The organism is Pseudomonas sp. BN606 (assembly GCF_029873115.1).
In the GTDB taxonomy this organism is placed as follows: Bacteria; Pseudomonadota; Gammaproteobacteria; order Pseudomonadales; family Pseudomonadaceae; genus Metapseudomonas.
This window is the reverse complement of record NZ_SSOF01000056.1, coordinates 18,262-39,946: the sequence shown is the minus strand read 5'-3', so window position 1 is coordinate 39,946 and position 21,685 is coordinate 18,262. Positions and strand designations below refer to the sequence as shown.

Sequence of the window (21,685 nt, the reverse complement as noted above, 5' to 3'; positions counted from 1 at the left end):
ACATTTTTCAAGCAATATCAACAGGTTGCGGAAAGCGCCGGACATCCGGGGCAGGCATGGGGCGCCTGCCTATACTGGAAACACCCAGTGTGCGGAGGTACTCATGGCGAACTACTCGGTGGAATCCATTCGAACGGTCGCCCTGGTCGGCCATGGCGACAGCGGCAAGACCAGCCTGACCGAAGCCCTGCTGCAGAGCAGCGGCGCGATTGCCAGCGCCGGCAGTCTGGAGCGCGGCGACACGGTTTGTGACTTCGATCCACTGGAGCGTGAGTACCGCCACTCCCTCGCCTCGGCCCTGGCGCACTGCAGCCACGCGGGTGCCGAACTCAATCTGATCGACACGCCCGGCTACCCGGACTTCATCGGCCAGTCCATTGCCGCCCTGGCGGCGGTGGAAACCGCACTGGTGGTGGTCAATGCTCAGAGCGGCATCGAGCTGACCACGCGCCGCATGATGGCTATGGCCGCCGAACGCGGGCTGTGCCGGATGCTGGTGGTGAACAAGATCGACGCCGATCGGGTCGATCTCCCCGCCTTGCTGGCCAACCTGCGGGAAGTCTTCGGTAAGGAGGTGCTGCCGCTGAACCTGCCAGCAGACAATGCGAGCCGCGTGGTGGATTGCTTCTTCGAGCCGGCCGGCGATGCCGACTTTTCCTCGGTGGCCGAAGCGCACCAGGCCCTGGTCGACCAGGTCGTGGAAGTAGACGAGGAACTGATGGCGCGCTACCTGGAGCAGGGCGAGATCGCTCCGGCGGAACTGCACGAACCCTTCGAGCGGGCACTGCGCGAAGGGCACCTGATTCCCCTGTGCTTCACCTCTGCACGCACCGGTGCGGGAGTGGCCGAGTTGTTGGATATCCTTGCGCGCCTGGCTCCCAACCCAACTGAGGGCAACCCCCCGCTCTTTCTCAAGGGCGAGGGAGCGGATGCCAAAACCTTCCGTTCCCGGCCTGACCCACAGCAACACGTACTGGCCCACGTCTTCAAGGTGGTGATCGACCCCTTCGTGGGCAAGCTGGGCATTTTCCGTGTACACCAGGGCACCCTGATGCGCGACATGCAGTTGTTCGTCGGCGATGGGCGCAAGCCTTTCAAGCTCGGTCATCTTCTGCGCCTGCAAGGCAAGCGCCATGAGGAAGTGACCCGACTGGTCCCCGGTGATTTCGGTGCCCTGACCAAGGTGGACGAAGTGGAATTCGATTCGGTCCTGCACGACTCCCACGACGAGGACCAGATTCATCTCAAGCCCCTGGATTTCCCAGCGCCCATGCAAGGCCTCGCAATCGAGGCCAAACGCCGCGGCGATGAACAGCGCATCGCCGAGGTGCTAAGCCGGCTGCAGGCAGAGGACCCGTGCGTGAAGCTGGACTACCAGGCTTCCACCCAGGAGACCGTGTTGCGCGGCATGGGCGAGCTGCACTTGCGCTACCTGCTGGATCGCATCACCGGCACCTACAAGCTGGAAGTGGAAACCCGTCCGCCCAAGGTCCCTTATCGCGAAGCCATTACCCGCCCCGCCGAGGGGCACAGCCGACACAAGAAGCAGACCGGCGGCGCCGGCCAGTTCGGCGAGGTGTTCCTGCGCATCGAGCCATTGCCGCGCGGCAGCGGGTTCGCCTTCACCGATGAGGTGAAGGGCGGCGTGATTCCGTCGCAGTTCATACTCTCGGTGGAGAAGGGCGTGCGCTCGGTACTCGCCTGCGGGCCGCTGGCGGGCCTTCCGGTAGAGGACCTCAAGGTCACTGTCTATGACGGCAAGCACCACCCGGTGGACTCGAAGGACATCGCTTTCCAGGCTGCCGGACGCAAGGCCATGCTCGATGCCCTGCGCGCCGCCTCCGAAGTGGTGCTCGAACCAGTGGTGGCGGTAGAAGTAACCGCGCCTGAAGCCAATCTTGGGGATATCACGACGGACCTCATCGGCCGTCGCGGCCAGGTCACCGGCACCGAGTCGCTGTCCCAAGGCCTCGCGCTGGTATTCGGCCAGGTTCCCCTGGCAGAGCTGGACGGCTACGCCGGTCGCCTCAAGGCAATCACTCAGGGCCATGGCGCCTTCAGCATGATCCTCAGCCACTACAGCGCCGCGCCGCAGGACGTGCAGCAGAAACTTGCCGGGAGCTACAAGGCGGTGCAGGAGGAGGATTGAAGCGGGCGCAACTGCGGTGTTGTCTTCTGTAGGAGCGAATTCATTCGCGGAAGCGGACCGAAAGTTCGCCGTGAACCTTTCACGATTGAAATCGCTCCCACAGCCGGTTTGCTACTCACTCAGACCAACCCCTCCGCCTTCAACGCCGCCTGCACGGCCGGGAGTGCTGCTACGCGCCCCTGGAAGGCCTGGAGATCGGGGCAGTCGGAGATATCCATGTTCACGAAACCGGTCCAGTTGGTCACCGTGAAGAGATAAGCATCCGCCGCAGTGAAGGCATCGCCGGTGAGGAACTGGCGACCATGCAGCTGTTGCGAAATCCACAGCAGGCGCCGGTGAGCCATGCCGGCGTAGGTGGCCTTGGCCTTTTCATCCAGTGCCGAGTTGAACAGGGCACCCAGTGTCTTGTGCACTTCGCTGTTGATGAACGCCTGCCACTCCATGACGCGATAGCGCAGCAAGTCGCCATGTTGCGGCATCAGGTCGGTGCGCCCGGCCTCGTCGCACAGGTACTGGCAGATCACCGGCCCTTCGGTCAGCGTCTGGCCGTTGTCCAGCTCCAGCAGTGGCACATAACCCTTGGGATTGCTGCGGTAGTAGTCCCAGTTGTCCGCCGTCTTGTGTGTAGCCAGGTCGACCTTCTCCAGGGTGAAGGGCTTGCCGATATCGCACAGGACGATATGCACAGCGAGGGAACAGGCTCCGGGGGAGTAATAGAGTTTCATGGCATGGGCACCTCAGGCAGGTCGCAAGGGACCGGCGCAGGCAGCGCGCCGGCGGAAAAAGGCCCGGACAAGCATAGCGGGGGTTACCCCCACGAACAGTGGACCAGGCTGTGGACAAGCTGTTCGTGCCTGGCGCTTGCCCGCAAGCTGCGCCTTCTGCCGAAGTTTGGTGGTTTTTTCAGCGAATTCAGCAAGTTGCACACAACAGCTGTGCAACGCTGCGTCCACAAGCTGTGGATAGATGGCGCCAGCCCTCGACCGACGCGGGCTGGCAGGAACTGCTCAGAAAACCATCAGTAGTCGATGGACACATCGCCCTTGGGAACGCTGCAGCAGGAAAGGATGTAACCCTCGGCGACGTCTTCGTCGGTGATGCCACCGTTGTGTTCCATCTCCACCTCGCCAGCAGTCTTCATCACCTTGCAGGTTCCGCAGATGCCCATGCCGCAGGCCTTCGGGATGTGCAGGCCGACCTTGGCGGCAGCCGAGTGCACGGTTTCGCCCGGCGCCACGCGGATGCTCTTGCCGGTGCTGGTGAACTCCACCAGGTTCATATCGCCCGCCGGCACTTCGGCAGCGGCTTCGGCCGCCTCGGCAGCATGTTCATTAACTTCCGCGCGAATTTCTGGCGGCGTCGGGCCGAAGGCTTCTTCGTGATAGCGCTTCATGTCGAAGCCGGCAGCTTCCAGCAGGCGCTTGATCGCCGCCATGTAAGGCGTCGGGCCACAGCAGAAGATCTCGCGCTCCATGAAGTCGCCAGCGATGAGGTCGAGCATCGCGCGGCTCAGGTAGCCGCGATAACCGGACCAGGTTTCGCCGATTTCGTACTTCTCGCAGATCAGGTGCAGCTTGAAGTTCTCGATGCGCGAAGCCATGTGGCGCAGTTCGCGGTGATAGATGATGTCCTTCGGCGTCCGCGCGCTATGGACGAAGATCATGTCCACCGCGCCATTGGTGTCGAAGAACCAGCGCGCCATGGACATCACCGGGGTGATGCCGACACCACCGGAGAGGAACAGCACCTTTTCCGCCGGGAAGTCGATGGCATTGAACAGGCCGACCGGGCCGTGCACTGGAATCACGTCGCCTTCTTTTAGGTTGTCGTGCAGCCAGTTGGAGACCTTGCCGCCGGGCACGCGCTTGATGGTCAGGGAGAAGCTGTAGGGCACCGACGGCGAGCTGGAGATGGTGTAGGAGCGCATGATCGGCTGGCCGTCGATCTCCAGCTCCAGGGTCACGAATTGCCCCGGCTTGAAGAAGAACACCATCGGTTGGTCGGCCATGAAGCAGAAGGTGCGCACATCCCAGGTTTCCTGGATCGCCTTGACGCAGCGAACCATGTGCCGGCCGTTGGTCCAGGTCTGGGTCGTGATCGGATTGAGGAAGTTGTTGGTCATGGACGCTGCTCCGCGCGTGGCCGGATATCGGCCTAATGTGGCGGATTGTGAATAACGCAAAAACGGCCCATTTACCTGTCCGCGACATTCACATGCTCATCGCGACCTGCCAGCAACCACCGGGGCTTGCGCGTCGGAAACGGATGTTCCCATGTCGCCCGTAGACAAGGTCGTACCTCCCAGCGCCAGCACACTCATTCCCAGCCGAACCATAAGGCTTCCGAGCGAACCACCCTCGCACCCGCAGCAGGGCAGCCAATCGGCAGGCGAGAAACGAGGGCAGGTCACGCCGCCTTGCGTGACAACCGAACCAGCCACTTATTTGCGGCGGTCGCCGGCGCGACCTGCCATTGAGGAGTTACCGATGGACGTCACTTCCACCCTGAGCCTGGGCGATCCGCTTGAACCCGCACGCAAGGCCACGGCCGAAATGCTCCGCGAACGCGATCACAGCTTCTCCCTGCCGCAGCCGTTCTACAACGATGAGCGCCTGTTCCAGATCGACATGCAGGAGATCTTCCACAAGGAGTGGCTGATCGCCGGCATGACCTGCGAAATCCCCGCCAAGGGCAACTACCTGACCCTGCAGATCGGCGACAACCCGATCATCGTCATTCGTGGCGCCGAGGGCCAGGTTCATGCCTTCCACAACGTCTGCCGCCACCGTGGCTCGCGCCTTTGCGTCAGTGAAAAGGGCAAGGTCGCCAAGCTGGTCTGCCCCTACCACCAGTGGACCTACGAGATTGACGGTCGCCTGCTGTTCGCCGGCACCGAGATGGGCGCCGACTTCGACATGAAGGAATACGGCCTGAAACCGGTGAACGTGAAGACCGCCGGCGGCTATATCTTCATCTCCCTGGCCGAGAACCCGCCGGCCATCGACGATTTCCTCGCCACCCTGGCTCACTACATGGAGCCGTACGACATGGAGAACACCAAGGTGGCCGTGCAGACCACCTTGAAGGAAGCGGCCAACTGGAAGCTGGTGCTCGAGAACAACCGCGAGTGCTACCACTGCAACGGTTCGCACCCGGAGCTGTTGAAGACCCTGCTGGAATGGGACGACGTCACCGACCCGCGCGCCAGCCAGGCCTTCAAGGACCAGGTCGCCGCCTGCACCAAGGCCTGGGACGAGGAGAAGATCCCCTACGCCCACGCCAGCTTCGGCCTGCGCAACCGTATCGTGCGCATGCCCCTGCTCGACGGCACCGTTTCCATGACCATGGACGGCAAACAGGGCAGCAAGAAGCTCATGGGCCGCATCAAGAACCCGGACCTGGGCTCCATGCGCATCCTCCACCTGCCGCATTCCTGGAACCACTGCATGGGCGATCACATGATCGTGTTCACCGTGTGGCCCATCAGTGCCCAGGAAACCGTTGTCACCACCAAATGGCTGGTACACAAGGACGCGGTAGAAGGTGTGGACTACGACGTGCAGCGCCTGCGTGAAGTCTGGGATGCCACCAACGACCAGGACCGCCGCCTGGCCGAAGAGAACCAGCGCGGCATCAACTCCACGGCCTACCAGCCCGGCCCGTACTCCAAGACCTACGAGTTCGGCGTGATCAACTTCCTCGACTGGTACAGCGAACGCATGCTCAACAACCTGGGCGATACCCCGGCCACCAAGCTGCGCCAGGTCAACGAGTAATTCATCCAGAGAGCTCCGCGAGGCGACCTCGGTCGTCCTCCTGGAGCCGGAGGAACAGCCATGTCCGTATGCCTGGGCTTCGCTATTCTCCTGACGTTTTACGGACTGGCCTCGAGCCTGCTCAAGGCCTGGTCCGAACGATCACACTGAGGTCCCCAAGGACCACCCTCGCCCTCGTCGGGATGTCGGCCCTGACGGGGGCTTTTTTTGCCGGCCATTCCTGATCGCTGCGAGCCAGCGCCCTTCCTGACACACCGTCAACCAAGAAAAACCTTCAATGATCTCCAGATACTCAGAGAGATTGGTTGTGTGAAGTTTCCCATTCCAGACGAATTGAGGATAAACACACACTCCTTATAGGAAATCTCCGAAGGATGCGAAGCGACTTCAGACGGACCGCGAATTCCTACAGAAAAATCGGAAACCTCAAGATCTAGTACGTCAGAGCCGTCTGATCTTTACTGACCCTACGTCAGACAGAGGGTAATGCCATGAAGAAAATCCTTATCTCCGTAGCGCTGCTGCTGACCGTAATTTCAGCGGTTTCTCACGCAAGCGACGGTAAGACGACTCATGGAGTCATTCACTTCGTAGGAAGCATTGAGAGGGGGCCATGTGAGTATTCCACAGCCACCTGGCACCGGCATGCGGGTCGCGCCAACGGCATCAGCCCAAACGGCGCCGGAGCAGTCCCCGCCGCGAGCGGGCTGTGCGCAGGAGTGGCTGACACGTCCTCCATCAGCACCTTTGAAGTCGCCAGCACCTCCAGCTCGACGATCCGCGGCAAGGTGGTGGTAGTCACGTTCAACTGAATGCACCAGGCCCCCACCGGACCTTGTCAGGCCCCGGTGGAGGCAGCGCCCCACCGCACGCTCTATCGCAGAACAGAGGGTGTTTAATCACGAAATGTCGGGTCTTCCATCAGGTGATCCGAGATACGGATCGACTACGCCCTCGCGCAGAATCCATTCCAACCCGGGCAGGCACACAAGCTCCTGAACGTCGGGCTGCACCCGGGTGTGAAACCGACGCCTCGCCTGACTTCCTTTCTTTGCACGCTTCGCCACAAAGCACCAAGAGACTCGCGAAAGCCATGCAACAGGGCCGCTGACAAGTTTCACGACGTTTTCCAGTCCCGCCGAAAGTGGCCTTGAGAAATCGGCGAGAAACGAGCTACCGACGTCGTCGTAAATTCCTTACAGAGCCAAGAACCCCATCCGACATACCCAAAACTCAACAGGGATTATCGTGGCCCGGCATTTCGATGCAGCACTTTTCGTGATCAATTTATCTTGGAGTAAAGAATGAAAAAGCTCTCCCTCGCGTTCCTCGCCACGTCCGTCATCGCCGCCAGCGGCTCCGCCTTCGCCGCCACCGATGCTGGTCATGGCCAGATCAACTTCACCGGCATGATCAACAACGACGCCTGCTCGGTCGAAGGCGCCGCCGGCAAGGACAAATCCGTTTCCGTACCTATGGGCACCGTCTCCATCAAGGACATGGGCAGCGACACCGCACCAACCGGTGGCCGCCTGGCAGCCGCTGACTTCAACCTGAAGATCAACTGCAACGAAGGCACCAAGGTTGCCATGCTGTTCGACGCCAAGTCCGGCTCCGGCGTCGTTGCCGGTAAAAAGGTCCTGGCCCTGAACCCCGGCACCGAGTCCGCCAAGAACGTCGGCATCGCCATCATGGACAGCAATGGCCAGATCGTCGACCTGAGCGCCCCGGCTACCGCCAAGATCGAGAGCGAGCTGAACGGTGCCGACGCCACCCTCACCTTCTCGGCCGCCTACGTCACCACCGCTGACCCGAAGTCCGCCACTGCGGGTAAAGGTGACGCGACCCTGCCGTTCACCCTGCAGTACGAATAAGCCGGTACTGCGTCCCTGAAGATGGGCGAGGCCACCCGGCCTCGCCACCTCCCTGGTACCTGGTGGTAAAACCTATGCTCCGTCGTACGATCTCTGCCTGCCTGGGCGCACTGAGCCTGGTGCTGGCGTCCCAAACTTTCGCGGGAATATCCCTCAGCTCCACCCGCATCATTCTCAACAGCGCCGACAAAGAGGCCAGCGTCACCGTCCGAAATGGCGGCCAAGATGTCCTGGTCCAGTCATGGATCGATAGCGCAAATGACACGGACGCCCCCCCACCTTTTGCCGTGACCCCACCCCTGGCACGCGTCCCGGCGAACGAGCAGCAGTTACTTCGCGTCCTGTTCGAGGGTAGCGGCATGCCCGGCGACAGGGAGTCGGTGGTGTGGCTGAACGTCCAGGAAATCCCCCAGGCCACGGCTGCCGAGAACACGCTGCAACTGGCGGTACGCCAGCGGATCAAGGTGTTCTTCCGCCCGGCGGGCCTGAACGGTGAAGCCAGCAAGGCCCCCGAGCAACTGCAGTGGCAGTTGGTGTCCAAGGCCGGCAAGACAGAGCTCAAAGTGCGCAACCCCGGCAACTATCACGTGTCCATGAGCGACGTGAAGCTGGGAAGCGAAGTGGCCGTCGAATCCGTGATGGTCGCACCTGGCGACGAGAAGACGTTCAGCATCCCGCGTCCGATCTCCGCGGGCTCCGTCGAGCTGTCGTTCTCCAGCATCAATGACTACGGCGCACAGGTGCCTTACTCCGCACGGCTCTCGACCGGCAGCTCCGCGGGCACCTCGGCAAAACGCTCCGACCGGGCGTCGTAACGGCCCCTTCCCTAATCCTCTGGTTCACCTCTGGCGGGCGTCACAGGCTCCTGCCTGGCACCGCTCATTCACCGGGGGTGAACCAGGCTTTTCGCAGGCATTGAGAAATGAGCAATTGGCCCAGTCACCCATCGGAGCAGAACGCGAAGTTGGCGGCAGCCAACCGGCAGCCCCCGCCGATGATACGCCCCAGCAGACTCGCGCTAGCCATTGCCCTGGCTCTTCCCTCGATGGTATTCGGCGCCGAGCATCCCGAACCGCTGCCGGTGGAAGATCCACAGATCGAATCGTTCAACACCACCTTTCTGAAAGGCGCGCCTTCCGCAGTCGATCTGCAGAACCTTCTGCAGGCTAACAGCGTCCTGCCCGGCAACTATCGGGTTGACCTTTACACCAATGGAATACTGGTCGGCCGCCGGGACATCGACTTCCTGCGCAACCCGCAAACCAGTGTCGTCGAGCCCTGCCTGAACTTCGACCTGCTGCAGTTGTTGGGCATCGACATGGCCAAGCTGATAGAGCAAGGCAGGCTCAGCCCCGAGGCGGACGATACCTGTCTTGATCTGGCGACGCTGATCGACCAGGCCGTACTGCGTTTCGACTCGACCCGCCTGCGCCTGAACGCCAGCATCCCCCAGGTTGCCATGCTTCGGGGCCGTCGTGGCTACGTTGATCCGGCGCTCTGGGACAACGGCGTCAACGCGGCTTTCGTCAACTACCAGTTCAATGCCAACCGGAGCCGGGATGACTACGGCCGGCAGACTGCCAACAACATGGGCCTGCGAAGTGGCATCAACCTCGGTTCCTGGCGCCTGCGCAACGAATCCAACTATCGGACCGGTACTGGCCGGCCGAGTACCTTCAAGAGCAACCGCACCTATCTGCAGCACGATGTCACCCGCCTCAAGGGGCAGTTCACCCTGGGCGAGATCTACTCCGATGCCGACCTGTTCGACAGCGTGCGCTATCGCGGCATCAAGCTGGCGTCCGACGAAGCCATGCGCGCAGACAGCGAGCGCGGATACGCGCCGGTCATTCGCGGCGTGGCGGAAACCAACGCAACGGTGGAAATCCGCCAGAACGATTACATCCTCTACTCCACGACCGTTTCACCGGGTCCGTTCGAGATCAGCGACATCTACCCCACCGGCTCCAATGGCGACCTGGAAGTCACCATCATCGAGGCTGATGGCCGCCGCCGAGTGAGCCGGCAGGCCTTCTCCAGCCTGCCGACCATGGTCCGCGAAGGTCAATTGAAGTACAGCGTTTCAGCCGGTGAGTTCAACAGCAACAGTGATGACCAGCAGACGCCTGGGTTTGTCAGCGGTACTGCAGCCTATGGCGTGAGCAGCAACCTCACCAGCATTGTCGGCGCCCAGGCGACCCAGGATTTCAACGCCGTTTCGGTCGGTGCCGGCCGCAACACGTCGCTTGGCGCTGTGTCAGTCGACCTGACCCACTCAGCCAGCAAGGTGCGCGGACTTTCCGCGCGTGGTAACAGCTTGCGGGCGCTGTACGCCAAAACCTTCACCGGAACCGATACCAGCTTCACCCTGGCGGCCTACCGCTATTCCACCGAGGGCTACCGGACGCTCTCCGATCATGTCCAGGAGCTCAGCAGCGGCATGCCGGCTACCAGTGGCCGCTCGAAAATCCGTACCGACCTGACCGTCAACCAGACCCTGGGGCAGCGCCAATACGGCAACCTCTACATCAACGCCAGCGACGAGCGCTACTGGAATCGTGGAGGATCGCGCAGCTATTCCGCCGGCTACTCCAATGGCTGGCGCGACGTCAGCTACAGCTTCAGCGTGAGCCAGACGCGAAACATCGGCTCCTCCGGCCAGTCGAACGACGACACCCAGTTCAACCTGTCCGTCTCCTTCCCGCTGGGGTCGAGACCACGCGCGCCACGTGCCTATGTCTCGACCACCAGCCAGAAGCACAGCGACAGCACCCAGGTAGGGGTTAACGGCTACCTGTCCGATGACAACGATACTTCCTACTCGGTGCAGGGCAGCAAGAACAGCGGCAGTGGCAGCTCAGCATCGGCCAGCCTGAACAGCCGCACGTCGATGGCGGACATAACCCTGGGTTACAGCAAAGGCAGCGGCTATACGGCAGAGAGCCTCACCCTGGCCGGCTCCGTTGTCGCCCATGCCGGCGGGATCAACCTGGGCCAGCCAGTGGGCGAGACGTTCGCCCTGGTGGAAGTCCCCGATATCCCAGGCGTTGGCCTCAGCAACTACAGCGGTGTGAAAACCGGTTACAACGGCTATGCGGTAATGCCCAACGCCCAACCCTACCGGGTCAACTGGATCACTCTAGACACTCGCAACCTTGGCGGCGGTATCGAAATCGAAAACGCCACGCAGCAGGTGGTACCACGCCGCGGAGCTATAGTCCGGGCCCGGTACGAAGGGAAAAAGGGTCGCCGCGTCCAGTTCCAGCTGTTCGACAACCTGGGCGAGCCTATTCCGTTCGGCGCCTCGCTGGAGGATGCCAGTGGCAAGCAGCTCGCCATCTCGGACCCGAGCGGACGGGCTCTGGCTATGGTCGAAGAAGAGCAGGCCACGCTGACCATCAAGTGGAGCGGCAAGCAGTGCTCCGCCGCCTACGCGCTACCGCCGCAGGACAAATCCAGCAACTACCAGCGCTATCGGCTCAACTGCCAGGGCTGACGGACGAAAAGTCAGCCTTCGGGTCGTTCTGCAAGGTCATTGCGACGGGCGAATTCGATCAGCTCCAGCAAAGACCCGAGGTTGAGCTTCTGCTGAATGCGAGTCTTGTAGGTGCTGATGGTCTTGTTGCTAAGCAGCATGCGCTCGCCAATTTCCTTGTTCGACAGGCCGGTCGCCAGGTACTGCAAAACCATCAGTTCCTGGTTGGACAACCGCTCCACTAGCTCACTTTCGCTCAGCACGGGTGTCTGGCTGCCATTCAGCGAAGTGGACGGAAAGACCGTGAATCCAGCGTTGATGGCGTTGATGGCCGTCAGCAGGTTCTGCAAGTCCTCTTCCTTGCTGACAAAGCCCTTTGCCCCTGCCTGGAAGCAGCGCTGGGCGAAGCCCTCCGCCGATTGCGAGGTCAGCACCAGCACATGACTGTCCAGTCCCAGCGCCTGGATTCGCGAGATGACATTCAGGCCATCGAGACGTGGAATGCCGATATCCAGAATGACGATATCCGGCTCATGCTGGCGGATCAGCTGCAAGGCATCGACGCCATTGTCAGCCTCACCGACGACTTCCATCCCATTGCGCTCCAGCAACATGCGGACGGCCATGCGAATCACTGGATGATCGTCGACGATCAGGGCACTTCTCATTGCAACCTCGAAAAAGGGGCCAGACATCCATGACGCTGCACCCAAATTTGGCCGAAGCCGACCACCGATGAAATTTCCTACAGCCGCCTAGGAAGCATCGCCTAGCTGGAGGCGTGCATCGCTATGTAACTTGGCCGTTATCCCAAATTATGTCGAGCCCGCCATGAAGAACCTGAGCATTCTGGTCCTGGAAGACGAACCGTTCCAGCGCCTGATCGCTGTGACCGCCCTTCGGCAGCTGGGGCTCGTGAATATCCACGAAGCGGAGGACGGTGCCAGCGCCTTGTCCCTGCTCAAATCCTGCGGCGGGGTCGACATCGCGTTCTGCGACCTGCGCATGGCCGGCATGGATGGAGCAGCCTTCCTCCGCCATGCCAGCCAGGCCGGCGTCATCCGTTCGGTGATCCTCAGCAGCGAAGTGGAACCCGAGCTGCGTCAAGCAACAATAGCCATGATCCGCTGCCTTGGATTGGACTTCCTCGGTGACCTCGGCAAGCCCTTCGACATGCAGCGCGCAGCCGGCCTGCTGGAACGCCACGCCGCACTTCCGGCAAGGATAGAAGCCTTCACCACGACGAGCGCGCCACCCACTCTGGAGGAGATCCTCGAGGGCCTGGCGCAAGGTGAATTCGAGCCGTTCTTCCAGCCGAAGGTGTGCATGGAAAGCGGTGAACTGCACGGCGCCGAAGTTCTCGCGCGCTGGCGCCACCCACAGCGGGGCCTGTTGTCGCCGGGCCATTTCCTGCCCGTCATGGAACGCCATGGCCTGATCGATCGCCTGTTCTGGCAGCTCGTCGAACAAGGCCTCGAACTGCAACAGGAACTCGCCCGCAGCGGCCGTCAGGTGAACCTCGCCTTCAATATCCATCCCCGGCAACTGGGCAACCTCGACATCGCCGAGCGCGTTGGCCTGGCCTTGGAATCGGCTGGGCTGCCAGGCTCCGGACTGACCTTCGAGCTCACGGAAACCGGCCTGGTAGAAGCGCCAGCAGCCAGCCTGGAAAGCCTCGTTCGCCTGCGCCTGATGGGTTGTGGACTGGCCATGGATGACTTCGGTGCCGGCTACTCATCACTGGATCGCCTGTGTGAACTGCCCTTCAGCCAGGTCAAGCTGGATGCCGCCTTCGTCCGCAAGCTGAACAACCAGCCACGCAGCCGGGCGATCATCAGCAGCGCCGTCGCCATGGCCGATGCCATGGACCTGACCCTGGTGGTGGAAGGTGTGGAAACCAACGAGCAGCGTGACCGTCTGCTGTCACTCGGTTGCAAGGTGGCGCAGGGGTTTCTCTTCGCGCGGCCACTGGATCGCAGTAGCTTCCGTAACCTGCTGGCCAATCATCCGCAGCCCGGAATTCACTGATCCCCCTGGGCCATCTCTGCCAACAACGCGCTTTCCAGCTCCAGCATCGCCCCGCGCAGTCTGTCCGCACCCGCGCGCAGGTCGGAGGGTTGTGGCGCTGGTAGCTTGCACGCCTGTTCGAGACTGTTGCAGGCGGCGATCAGCGTCTCCGCCCGGATCACGCGTGCGGCACCCTTGAGTCGGTGGGCGAGTTCCGCCAGTGCCGGCGCATCGCTCTTCCCGGCCAACTCGACCAAGGGCGCCAGATCCCGGCGATTGGTCTCCAGCAACTCGTTCACCAGATTGCGGATCAGCACGCTATCACCGCCGGTTAGCGGTGCCAGTGGCGACAGGTCGAACAGCGCGGTACCCGTCGATGCTGGCGTCGAGTTCGTATCGGCCACGGGCACGCCTCCAGACGCCCCCCAAAGCTTTTCTTCCAGCAGGTCGAGGCCGATTGGTTTGATCAGGCAGTCGTCCATGCCAGCCTGCAGTCCCCGCTCGACTTCTTCCGGCTGGGCATCGGCCGTAAGCCCGAGAATAAGCGTCGGCGGACGCAGCCCCTGGCGCTCTTCGGCGCGAACAGCGCGGGCAAGGTCGGCGCCACTCATCCGAGGCATGTGGCAATCGGTGGCAATCACATCGAACGGATACGCCCGCCAGGCAGCGAGGGCCTCCACGCCATTCTCGACCGCAACCACTTCGTGTCCCAGGTAACCCAGTTGCTGGGCGAGGATCTGCCGATTCACCGGGTGATCATCGACCACCAGCACGCGCAACCTGCGGCGTTGCAGTACGCCATCGGACGAGGGCAGCGCCGGCTCGTCGACAGACTCGAGACGATGCAGGCGCAGCTCCACGTCGATCCGCGTGCCCTGGCCGGGCGTGCTGGTCAGGTTCAGCCGGCCACCCATCATTTCGCAGAGCGACCGGCTGATGACCAGCCCCAGGCCTGCGCCTTCTGTCTGGTGATTGCCACGCTCCACCTGGGCGAAGGGGCGGAACAGCCGCCCTTGCTCCTCCTGCGAGATACCGATGCCGGTGTCTTCGACAGCCAGATGGACACGCAGCAGTTCGCCTTCCAGTTCCTCACCGTGGATGTGCACACGAACATTGCCTTCGCGGGTGAATTTGATGGCGTTGCTGATCAGGTTGGAGAGGATCTGCTTGAAGCGCAGGGCGTCCACCAGCACGTCGCCCTGGATACTGGAATCGATATCCAGCAACAGGCTCAAGCGTTTCTGCCGCGCCAGCCCGTCGAACACCCTTGCCACCGACTCCACCAGCTCGCGCAGGCTGGCCCGTTGTGGCGCCAGGCTGAGCCGGCCCGACTCGATACGGGCGATATCGAGGATGTCGCCGAGCAGCGCCAGCAAGCTTCGCGCCGAGCCGTAGGCGACTTCGATGCTGGAGCGGTCGATGGGCTGATCGGCAGCGCGCTTCAATGCCAGCTCGAGGATTCCGATCACGGCGTTCATCGGCGTACGGATCTCGTGGCTCATGGTCGCGAGGAACGTAGTCTTGGCCCGGCTGGCTTCATCGGCCAGGTTCTTGGCCGACTCCAGCTCCTGCACCAGATGACGATGCTCCGTGATGTCGAGCCACCCGCAGATCACGCCCTTCACCTTGCCGGTGGAGTCCTGGAAGGGCTGGATCCAGTGATCGATCCACAGGCTCTTGCCGCCGAGTCGAACGTGGTGGACGCCCTTGATCATCCGCCCTTCCGCCATGGCCTGGAGGTACAGGCGGTGGAATTCCGGTGCTGCCTCGAAAACATCCGCGGGCAGCTCCATCGCGGTGAGGCCACGCCCCTGTTCCGGAGCCAGTCCGAGGCTGGTCGAATAGCTGCGGTTGCACGATAGCAGCCGCCCCTCGTTATCCCGCACATAGAGCGGTGGCGGCATGCTGTCGGTCAGGGTTTCGATGAAGCGCAGCTCGTCGCTGAGCTGGCGCTCGGCCGTCTGTCGGCGACGCACCTCGCGCCGCAGGTGCAGGACCCAGGCCAGAACGAGCAGCAACAACAGGGCCGAACCGATGAGGATGCGCTGAATCAGCGTGCTGTAGTCGCGCCAGGTCTGCGGGCTCATGCCCTGGCTTCCGCGCCAGCGATTGGAGGCTGCGTTCAGCTCGTCCGGCGAAATGCTGGCCAGGGCTTTCTCGATGATCGAGTACAACTCGGTATCGGCGCGGCGCACGGCGAAATTGGCAAGCGCCGGTTCGATGGGTACCAGGGTCGCGATCTTCAAACTGTTCTCGAACAGGGGCACGGTGTAGTACTGCGCCACCGGCATTGCCACCAACGCATAGTCAGCCTCGCCGGACCGGACCATGTTCATGGCATCCAGAGAGGAAACGGCGTCGACCAGTTGCATCTCCGGGTAGACCCGGTGGACCTCTTCCCGGGCCACGTTACCCCGGCTGACGGCCAGGCGCTGACCGCTCCTCCCGATCGGCTCGGCCTGCCCGCCTGCGTCCATGCGCGCCACCAGCACAAAGGGGCTGCTGGCGATAGGCCGGGTGAAGCGCAGCTGGCCTTCGCGCTCCTTGCTGGGGGTCAGGATGGCCAGGTCCGCATCGCCGCTTTGCAGGTTTTCGAGTTGGCGTGCCGGCCCCCCGGCATGACTGACTGCCTCGAAGCGCAGCCCGGTGCGTACCGAGACCATTTCCAACAGGTCCGCCACAACGCCACGCAACTGCCCGCTGTCGTCGAAGTACGCCAGCGGTGCCTTGTCGTCGTCTATCACCAGCCGCACGACTGGATGGGATTGCGTCCAGCGTGCTTCCTCGGGGGTTAGCGGCTGCAGGTCGCGCACTGGAATCACACCAATGCCCATCCAGCGCCGGGATATCTCGTCGAGCCGCGCCCGGCCAACCGCCCGCAGTGTGGCATCGAGGCTACGCAACAGGCGCTGGTCCTGCTCCCGAACGATGAATGCGATACCGACATCCGGCTGGTCGACAAAGCGGTCGAACCTGGCCATGCCGTAGAAGTTGCGGTTGAGCTGGTAATAGACCGGAAGCAGGTCGCCAAGCAGCAAGTCAGCCTCGCCGAACGCCACCGCCGCCAGACCATCCTCCACCGATCGGGCAACAACCTGCCGCGCGCCGGGATAACGCTGGCCGAGGGCCTGGTCGTGCCCAGGCACCAGGGCTACGGTGATGCCGGCAAGGTCCTGCGGGAAGTCGCGCTTATCGTCATAGCGGCGAAACAGCGCCAGGCGATCGGTCGCAATGGGCAGACTGCGAACGACCGGCAGGCCGGCACCGTCCTGCCCGTCGCCAACCAGCAGGTCAATCTCGCCGGCGACCAGGGCCTGCAGCAGGGCCGGCCGGTCAGCATAACGACGCAGCCGGACCTGCATGCCGAGCAATTGCTGGACCAGTGCCATAGCGTCGGCCGCGATGCCCTCGTAGCCACCAGCACGTCCGATGATTTCCATGGGCGCGAACTCGCCACCCGCAACCCCCAGCACCAGCTCGCGCTTTTGCCGTAGCCAGTGCCAGTCTTCCTCGCTGATCAGCAGTTCCTGCTGGTCGACCACCAGTTGGCTGGAAAGGACTAGTGGGCGGGCATCCTCCCAAGCGTAGGCAGCTGTCCCGGCCAGAAATAGCCAGCAGAGGAACAGGACAGGCAGCAGCCGTGCTCTGGAAATGAAATTACAGGTCACCTGGCCAGTCCGCCTCGAAGAATTGAATGAACAGAACATTAGTTGAGATAGGGCACTTTAATCGGGCTGGGGAACACTCCAGGAAGCTTGCCTACAGGCGCTGTAGGAAACTTCCTAAACGTCAAATCAAAAGGCAAACCGCCAATATACTTCCGGCCCTGAACATTCACCCGCTACTTGAGATACCCAAAAACAGTGCTGGCAAGCCTCAAGGGCAGGTGAAAGTTAGTACGAAGTTATCGGATCAGTCTGAACGACAAGTTGCTTAGATTCTGAATAGGATTTCAGTTAATGCCAACTTGACTCATCTCGGCGCTGAGCGAAACGAACCCAAACCTCAATGGGCCGGCGTGGCCATCCGCATCTTCGATAGCCCCCCGTTTTCAACGGCAATTTCAGAAGGCCTGTGAGCGCTCCGTACTCATTGGAAACCTGACATGGAGAACCAACAGATGAACAAGGTACTGCTGATCGACAATCAGTCCATGATCCGATTTGCAACTCGTGTACTGCTGGAGCGAGAAGACTACGAAGTGGTCGGTGAGACCGAGAGCGGCGTAGAAGGCCTGAGCATGGCGCGTGCGCTTCGCCCCGACCTGGTGATTCTGGATATCGCCATTCCCAAGCTCGATGGCCTGGAAGTGCTGGGCCGGCTCAGCAGCATGGACGCCAACCTCAAGCTGCTGGTGCTGACATCGCTGCCGGCCTCGCTGTATGCCAACCGCTGCTTGCAGGCGGGCGCCACCGGCTACATGTCCAAGCAGGAACAGGCGGTCAGCCTGATCTCGGCCGTGCGATCGGTATTGTCCGGGTACAGCCTGTTCCCCAGCACCGTGCACCTGCCGGATTCCTCGCAGCGCGGAGAATGCAGCGATAGCCATCTGCTGGATACGCTGTCCGACCGCGAGCTGGCGGTCCTGCAGAATCTGGCTAATGGCAAGAACAACCAGGAAATCGCCAAGCAGCTGTTCATCAGCCACAAGACAGTAAGTACCTACAAATCCCGTTTGATGGACAAGCTGAAGACCCGCAACCAGGTCGACCTGATCGACTTCGCCCGCCGTTACGTGGTGCCCACCCCCTGAGCGCACACGCCAGCCTGGTTTGACGCCGCCTCAGCGAGGCGGCGGCAGACCGATCACACAACCCACGTGCCGAGGCCGTGGCAGCTCGCAATGAGCCGCAGCGATTACCTCGACCTTCGCCGCCACAGGGGCAGCGAAAACCGCCGACCGCGAGGCCTCGGCATCCACGTTCATCAGCATCTGCTCGCTGGCCGCCAGCAACTCATCTCCCCCCTTCAGATACAGCCCGTGGTGGATTTGCAGCCGCTTGGCGTCATGGCCGAGCAGTTGCGTGCGCACCTCCACTTCGGCACCCAACTTCACCTCGGCCAGGTAATTGAGATGGCATTCCAGCGTGAATAGCGTGTGCCCCGTGACGGCACGTCCCTTTTCGTCAAGGCCGATTTCGTCCATCAAGGCATCGGTGGCGTAGCTGAAGATCAGCAGGTAGAACGCATCCCGCAGGTGACCGTTGTAGTCCACCCAGTCTGGAAGGACGGCGGTGCGGTAGGTAGTCAGGGCTGTGGGCATGCTATGGCTCCGATACAGGATGTTGGGCTGCGCTCCGCTCAGCACCAACCTACCGCATTCCCGTAGGTTGGTGCTGGCCTGCGAGGTCCAACGAATGGATCACTCGGCGAAGGCGAAACCGTGTGCCGACTTCGTTTCGCGGACGGCGCCAAGGACCGCCAGCAGGCAGTCGTCACGGTAGCGCTCCAGCTCGGCGATGCTGCGCGACCCCTGTTGCTCGGACGTGCCCTCCACCACCCGGTCGATCAGGGCGTCGGTCAGTTCCGGCGCCGGCAGGTAGGTCCACGGCAGTTGCAACGCCGGGCCGAACTGGGCCATGAAATGCCGCATGCCGGCATTGCCACCTGCCAGGGTGTAGGTCAGGAAAGTCCCCATGAACGACCAGCGCAAGCCGGCGCCGAAACGGATGGCATCGTCGATCTCGCCGGTGCTGGCCACGCCGTCATTCACCAGGTGCAGCGCCTCGCGCCAGAGGGCTTCGAGCAGGCGGTCAGCGATGAAGCCGGGCACTTCCTTGCGTACGTGCAGTGGACGCATGCCCAGTGCGGTGTAGATTTCGATCGCGGCCTGGACAGCCTCCGGCGCGGTCTTCTCACCGCCTACCACTTCCACCAGCGGCAGCAGGTAGACGGGGTTGAACGGGTGGCCAACCACACAGCGCTCCGGATGAACCGCGTCAGCGTAGAACTCGCTGGGCAGCAAGCCCGAGGTGCTCGAGCCGATGATCACATCCGGACGTGCTGCAGCGCTGATCTTCGCGTGCAGGTCGAGTTTCAGATCAAGACGTTCGGGAGCGCTTTCCTGGATGAAATCGGCATTGCGCACACACTCCTCGATGGTCTCGACAAAGCGCAGGCGCTCCTGCGAAGCACCGGGCGCCAGGCCCTGTTTCTGCAGCGCAGGCCAGGCATTGGCGATGCGCGAACGCAGGGCGGCCTCGGCACCGGGAGCCGGGTCCCAGGCGATGACGTCGAGGCCGTGAGCCAGGGCGCGGGCGATCCAGCCGCTGCCGATGACGCCGCTGCCGAGGGCGGCAAAGGTCTTGATCTGAGTGACGAAGGACATAGTGGCTCCTGGACGGGCAAATCGAATTGGGTTTCCGGGGAAACAGTCCGTAGGAGCGAGCTTGCTCGCGTAGCTGCTGGAAGCGTCATTCGCGAGCGAGCTCGCTCCTACACGTGCGTACGGTCAGCGGCGCTTGAGCTTCATCTTTTCGCGCCCTTCAGCCGGAGTCAGGGCACGGCCGCCAAGGCGCTGGATGATCTCGATGGCCCGTTCCACCAACTGGCCATTGCTGGCGTGCACACCACGATCCAGCCAGATGTTGTCTTCCAGGCCTACGCGGACGTTACCGCCCAGCAGCATTGCCTGGGCCACCATCGGCATCTGCGAGCGACCGATGCCAAAGCCTGCCCAGGTGATGCCCGGCGGCAGGTTGTCGGCCATGGCCTTCATGGTGGTGGTGTCGGCCGGTGCGCCCCACGGGATGCCCAGGCAGATCTGGATCAGTGGATCTTCCAACAGGCCTTCCTTGAGCATCTGCTTGGCGAACCAGAGATGGCCGGTGTCGAAGATTTCCAGCTCGGCCTTCACGCCGAGCTCGGTAATGCGCTTGGCGCCGGCACGCAGTTGTGCCGGGGTGGAGACGTAAATGAAGTCGCCATCACCGAAGTTCAGGGTGCCGCAATCAAGGGTGCAGATTTCCGGCAGCAACTCCTCCACGTGGGCCAATCGCTCCAGTGGGCCGACCAGGTCGGTGCCGGTGCCGAACTCCAGGGGCTGCTCGCCCTTGCCGATTTCCAGGTCGCCGCCCATGCCGGCGGTGAGGTTGATGATGATGTCGGTGTCGCTCTCGCGGATGCGCTCCACCAGCTCGCGGTACAAGGCCACATCGCGGCTCGGCTTGCCGGTCTTCGGGTCGCGCACATGGCAGTGCGCGACGGTGGCGCCGGCCTTGGCGGCTTCGATGGCGGCGGCAGCGATTTCCTTCGGAGTGACGGGAATGGCCGGATGCTTGCCGACGGTATCGCCGGCGCCGGTGACGGCACAGGTGACGATGACTTCGTAGTTCACGGTTGTTTCATCCTTCTGCGAGGCGATCAGAAACGGTGCGCGGGCTGGCCCGCGCACTGGGCGGTGCGTTGAGTTACTTCAGCGAAGCGAGGGCGCTATCGATGCCACTCTTACCGTCGAAGGTGGTGATCCCGGCGAGCCAGCCCTTGACCACTTCAGGGTTGGCCTTGAGCCATTGGCGGGCGACCTTGGCCGGGTCCTGCCGCTCCATGATCGGCTGCATCAGCTCCGCCTCCTGCGCGCTTGTGAAGCGCAGGTTGGTCAGCAGGCGATCTGCGTTGGGGCAGCGTTGGGCGAAGTCCGGAGCGGTGACAGTGGAGACCGTGGCGGCGCCATCATTGGGGCCGAACACGTCCTCACTACCGGTGAGGTAGGTGATGGGCATCTGAATGTTCATCGGATGCGGCTTCCAGCCGAAGAAGACTACCGGCTTGTTGTTCTTCACCGCGCGCTTGACCGCCGTGAGCATGGCCGCCTCGCTGGACTCCACCAGCTTGAAGCCGCCCAGGCCGAACTGGTTGGTGTCGATCATCTTCTGGATCGCGGTATTAGCGCCGGAACCGGACTCGATACCGTAGATCTTGCCGTCGAGCTGGTCCTTGAACTTCGCGATATCGGCAAAGGTGCGCAGGCCCGACTCAGCGGTGTAGGTGGGTACGGCGAGTACGGCGATGGCATCGCTCAGCGAAGGCTCTGCGGCGACCTTCACCGACTTGGCTTCGAGGAAGGGCTTGATGTTGTCGTCCATGATCGGCTTCCAGTAGCCGAGGAATACGTCGACCTGTTTCTTCTGGATGCCGGCGAAGATGATCTGCTGCGAGGCCTGGGTCTGGCTGGTCTGGTAGCCCAGGCTGCCAAGCAGTTCGTTGGCAACGGCGGTGGTGGCGACAACGTCGGTCCAGCCGACCACGCCTACGCGGATCTTCTGGCAACTGGCGTCTTCGGCGGCGAATGCGGCGGAACTGGAGAGGGCGAACAAACAGCAACCAGCGAATGCAGTAAGACGTTTCATTGATGCTCCCCTTGCGGCCAAACGGTTCATGTATTTGTTGTGCAGGAGCCGGGGGC

At 62.3% G+C, this 21,685-nt stretch carries 16 protein-coding genes; 8 read left to right on the top strand and 8 right to left on the bottom strand.

From position 1 onward, the window contains the following. Positions 1-103: 103 nt before the first annotated feature. Positions 104-2,149: an elongation factor G gene (gene fusA / locus E8E75_RS09360; protein ID WP_153917537.1), complete on the top strand. Its 2,046-nt coding sequence runs from the start codon at positions 104-106 to the stop codon at positions 2,147-2,149. A 119-nt stretch (positions 2,150-2,268) separates the two neighbouring features. Here the strand turns inward: fusA and gstA are convergent, their stop codons facing one another. Together gstA and gbcB are read right to left on the bottom strand one after the other, a co-directional pair. After that, positions 2,269-2,874: a glutathione transferase GstA gene (gstA, locus tag E8E75_RS09355; RefSeq protein ID WP_120653461.1), complete on the bottom strand. Its 606-nt coding sequence runs from the start codon at positions 2,872-2,874 to the stop codon at positions 2,269-2,271. A 293-nt stretch (positions 2,875-3,167) separates the two neighbouring features. Then, positions 3,168-4,271 (bottom strand): glycine-betaine demethylase subunit GbcB, encoded by a 1,104-nt coding sequence (gene gbcB / locus E8E75_RS09350; RefSeq protein ID WP_153917539.1) that lies wholly within the window; start codon positions 4,269-4,271, stop codon positions 3,168-3,170. 364 nt (positions 4,272-4,635) lie between these two features. On the opposite strand from gbcB, the gene gbcA reads away from it, so the two are divergent. From gbcA to E8E75_RS09325, 5 genes are all read left to right on the top strand, one after another. Beyond that, positions 4,636-5,925: a glycine-betaine demethylase subunit GbcA gene (gene gbcA / locus E8E75_RS09345; protein WP_120653463.1), complete on the top strand. Its 1,290-nt coding sequence runs from the start codon at positions 4,636-4,638 to the stop codon at positions 5,923-5,925. Positions 5,926-6,416: 491 nt separating this feature from the next. Beyond that, complete coding sequence (locus E8E75_RS09340; protein ID WP_120653464.1) at positions 6,417-6,737, top strand: hypothetical protein; 321 nt, start codon at positions 6,417-6,419, stop codon at positions 6,735-6,737. Positions 6,738-7,229: 492 nt separating this feature from the next. Next, complete coding sequence (locus E8E75_RS09335) at positions 7,230-7,799, top strand: fimbrial protein (RefSeq protein ID WP_120653465.1); 570 nt, start codon at positions 7,230-7,232, stop codon at positions 7,797-7,799. A 74-nt stretch (positions 7,800-7,873) separates the two neighbouring features. Next, positions 7,874-8,614, top strand: a complete 741-nt coding sequence (locus E8E75_RS09330; protein WP_120653466.1) for a molecular chaperone — start codon at positions 7,874-7,876, stop codon at positions 8,612-8,614. A gap of 230 nt (positions 8,615-8,844) precedes the next feature. Then, positions 8,845-11,295: a fimbria/pilus outer membrane usher protein gene (locus E8E75_RS09325; protein WP_256672594.1), complete on the top strand. Its 2,451-nt coding sequence runs from the start codon at positions 8,845-8,847 to the stop codon at positions 11,293-11,295. 11 nt (positions 11,296-11,306) lie between these two features. Here the strand turns inward: E8E75_RS09325 and E8E75_RS09320 are convergent, their stop codons facing one another. Then, complete coding sequence (locus E8E75_RS09320; RefSeq protein WP_120653468.1) at positions 11,307-11,942, bottom strand: response regulator transcription factor; 636 nt, start codon at positions 11,940-11,942, stop codon at positions 11,307-11,309. Positions 11,943-12,105: 163 nt separating this feature from the next. Between E8E75_RS09320 and E8E75_RS09315 the strand changes: the two genes are divergently transcribed. Beyond that, positions 12,106-13,302 carry an EAL domain-containing response regulator gene (locus E8E75_RS09315; protein ID WP_120653469.1) on the top strand — a complete coding sequence of 399 codons (1,197 nt, stop codon included), beginning with the start codon at positions 12,106-12,108 and terminating at the stop codon, positions 13,300-13,302. On the opposite strand, the gene E8E75_RS09310 is transcribed toward E8E75_RS09315, so the two are convergent. Then, complete coding sequence (locus E8E75_RS09310) at positions 13,296-16,949, bottom strand: transporter substrate-binding domain-containing protein (RefSeq protein ID WP_280358593.1); 3,654 nt, start codon at positions 16,947-16,949, stop codon at positions 13,296-13,298. The genes E8E75_RS09315 and E8E75_RS09310 overlap by 7 nt on opposite strands. A gap of 452 nt (positions 16,950-17,401) precedes the next feature. On the opposite strand from E8E75_RS09310, the gene E8E75_RS09305 reads away from it, so the two are divergent. Then, positions 17,402-18,034: a response regulator transcription factor gene (locus tag E8E75_RS09305; protein ID WP_120655299.1), complete on the top strand. Its 633-nt coding sequence runs from the start codon at positions 17,402-17,404 to the stop codon at positions 18,032-18,034. Between the two features lie 30 nt (positions 18,035-18,064). On the opposite strand, the gene E8E75_RS09300 is transcribed toward E8E75_RS09305, so the two are convergent. From E8E75_RS09300 to choX, 4 genes are all read right to left on the bottom strand, one after another. Further along, the gene (locus tag E8E75_RS09300) at positions 18,065-18,544 is read right to left on the bottom strand and encodes a thioesterase family protein (protein WP_120653471.1); all 480 of its coding nucleotides are present in this window, start codon (positions 18,542-18,544) and stop codon (positions 18,065-18,067) included. Between the two features lie 99 nt (positions 18,545-18,643). Further along, positions 18,644-19,609: an L-carnitine dehydrogenase gene (locus E8E75_RS09295; protein WP_120653472.1), complete on the bottom strand. Its 966-nt coding sequence runs from the start codon at positions 19,607-19,609 to the stop codon at positions 18,644-18,646. 123 nt (positions 19,610-19,732) lie between these two features. Continuing rightward, on the bottom strand, positions 19,733-20,617 hold the full coding sequence (locus E8E75_RS09290; RefSeq protein ID WP_120653473.1) for a 3-keto-5-aminohexanoate cleavage protein: 885 nt from the start codon (positions 20,615-20,617) through the stop codon (positions 19,733-19,735). 73 nt (positions 20,618-20,690) lie between these two features. Beyond that, entirely contained in the window at positions 20,691-21,629 is a 939-nt protein-coding gene (choX, locus tag E8E75_RS09285; RefSeq protein WP_120653474.1) for a choline ABC transporter substrate-binding protein, read from the bottom strand. Positions 21,630-21,685: the final 56 nt, after the last annotated feature.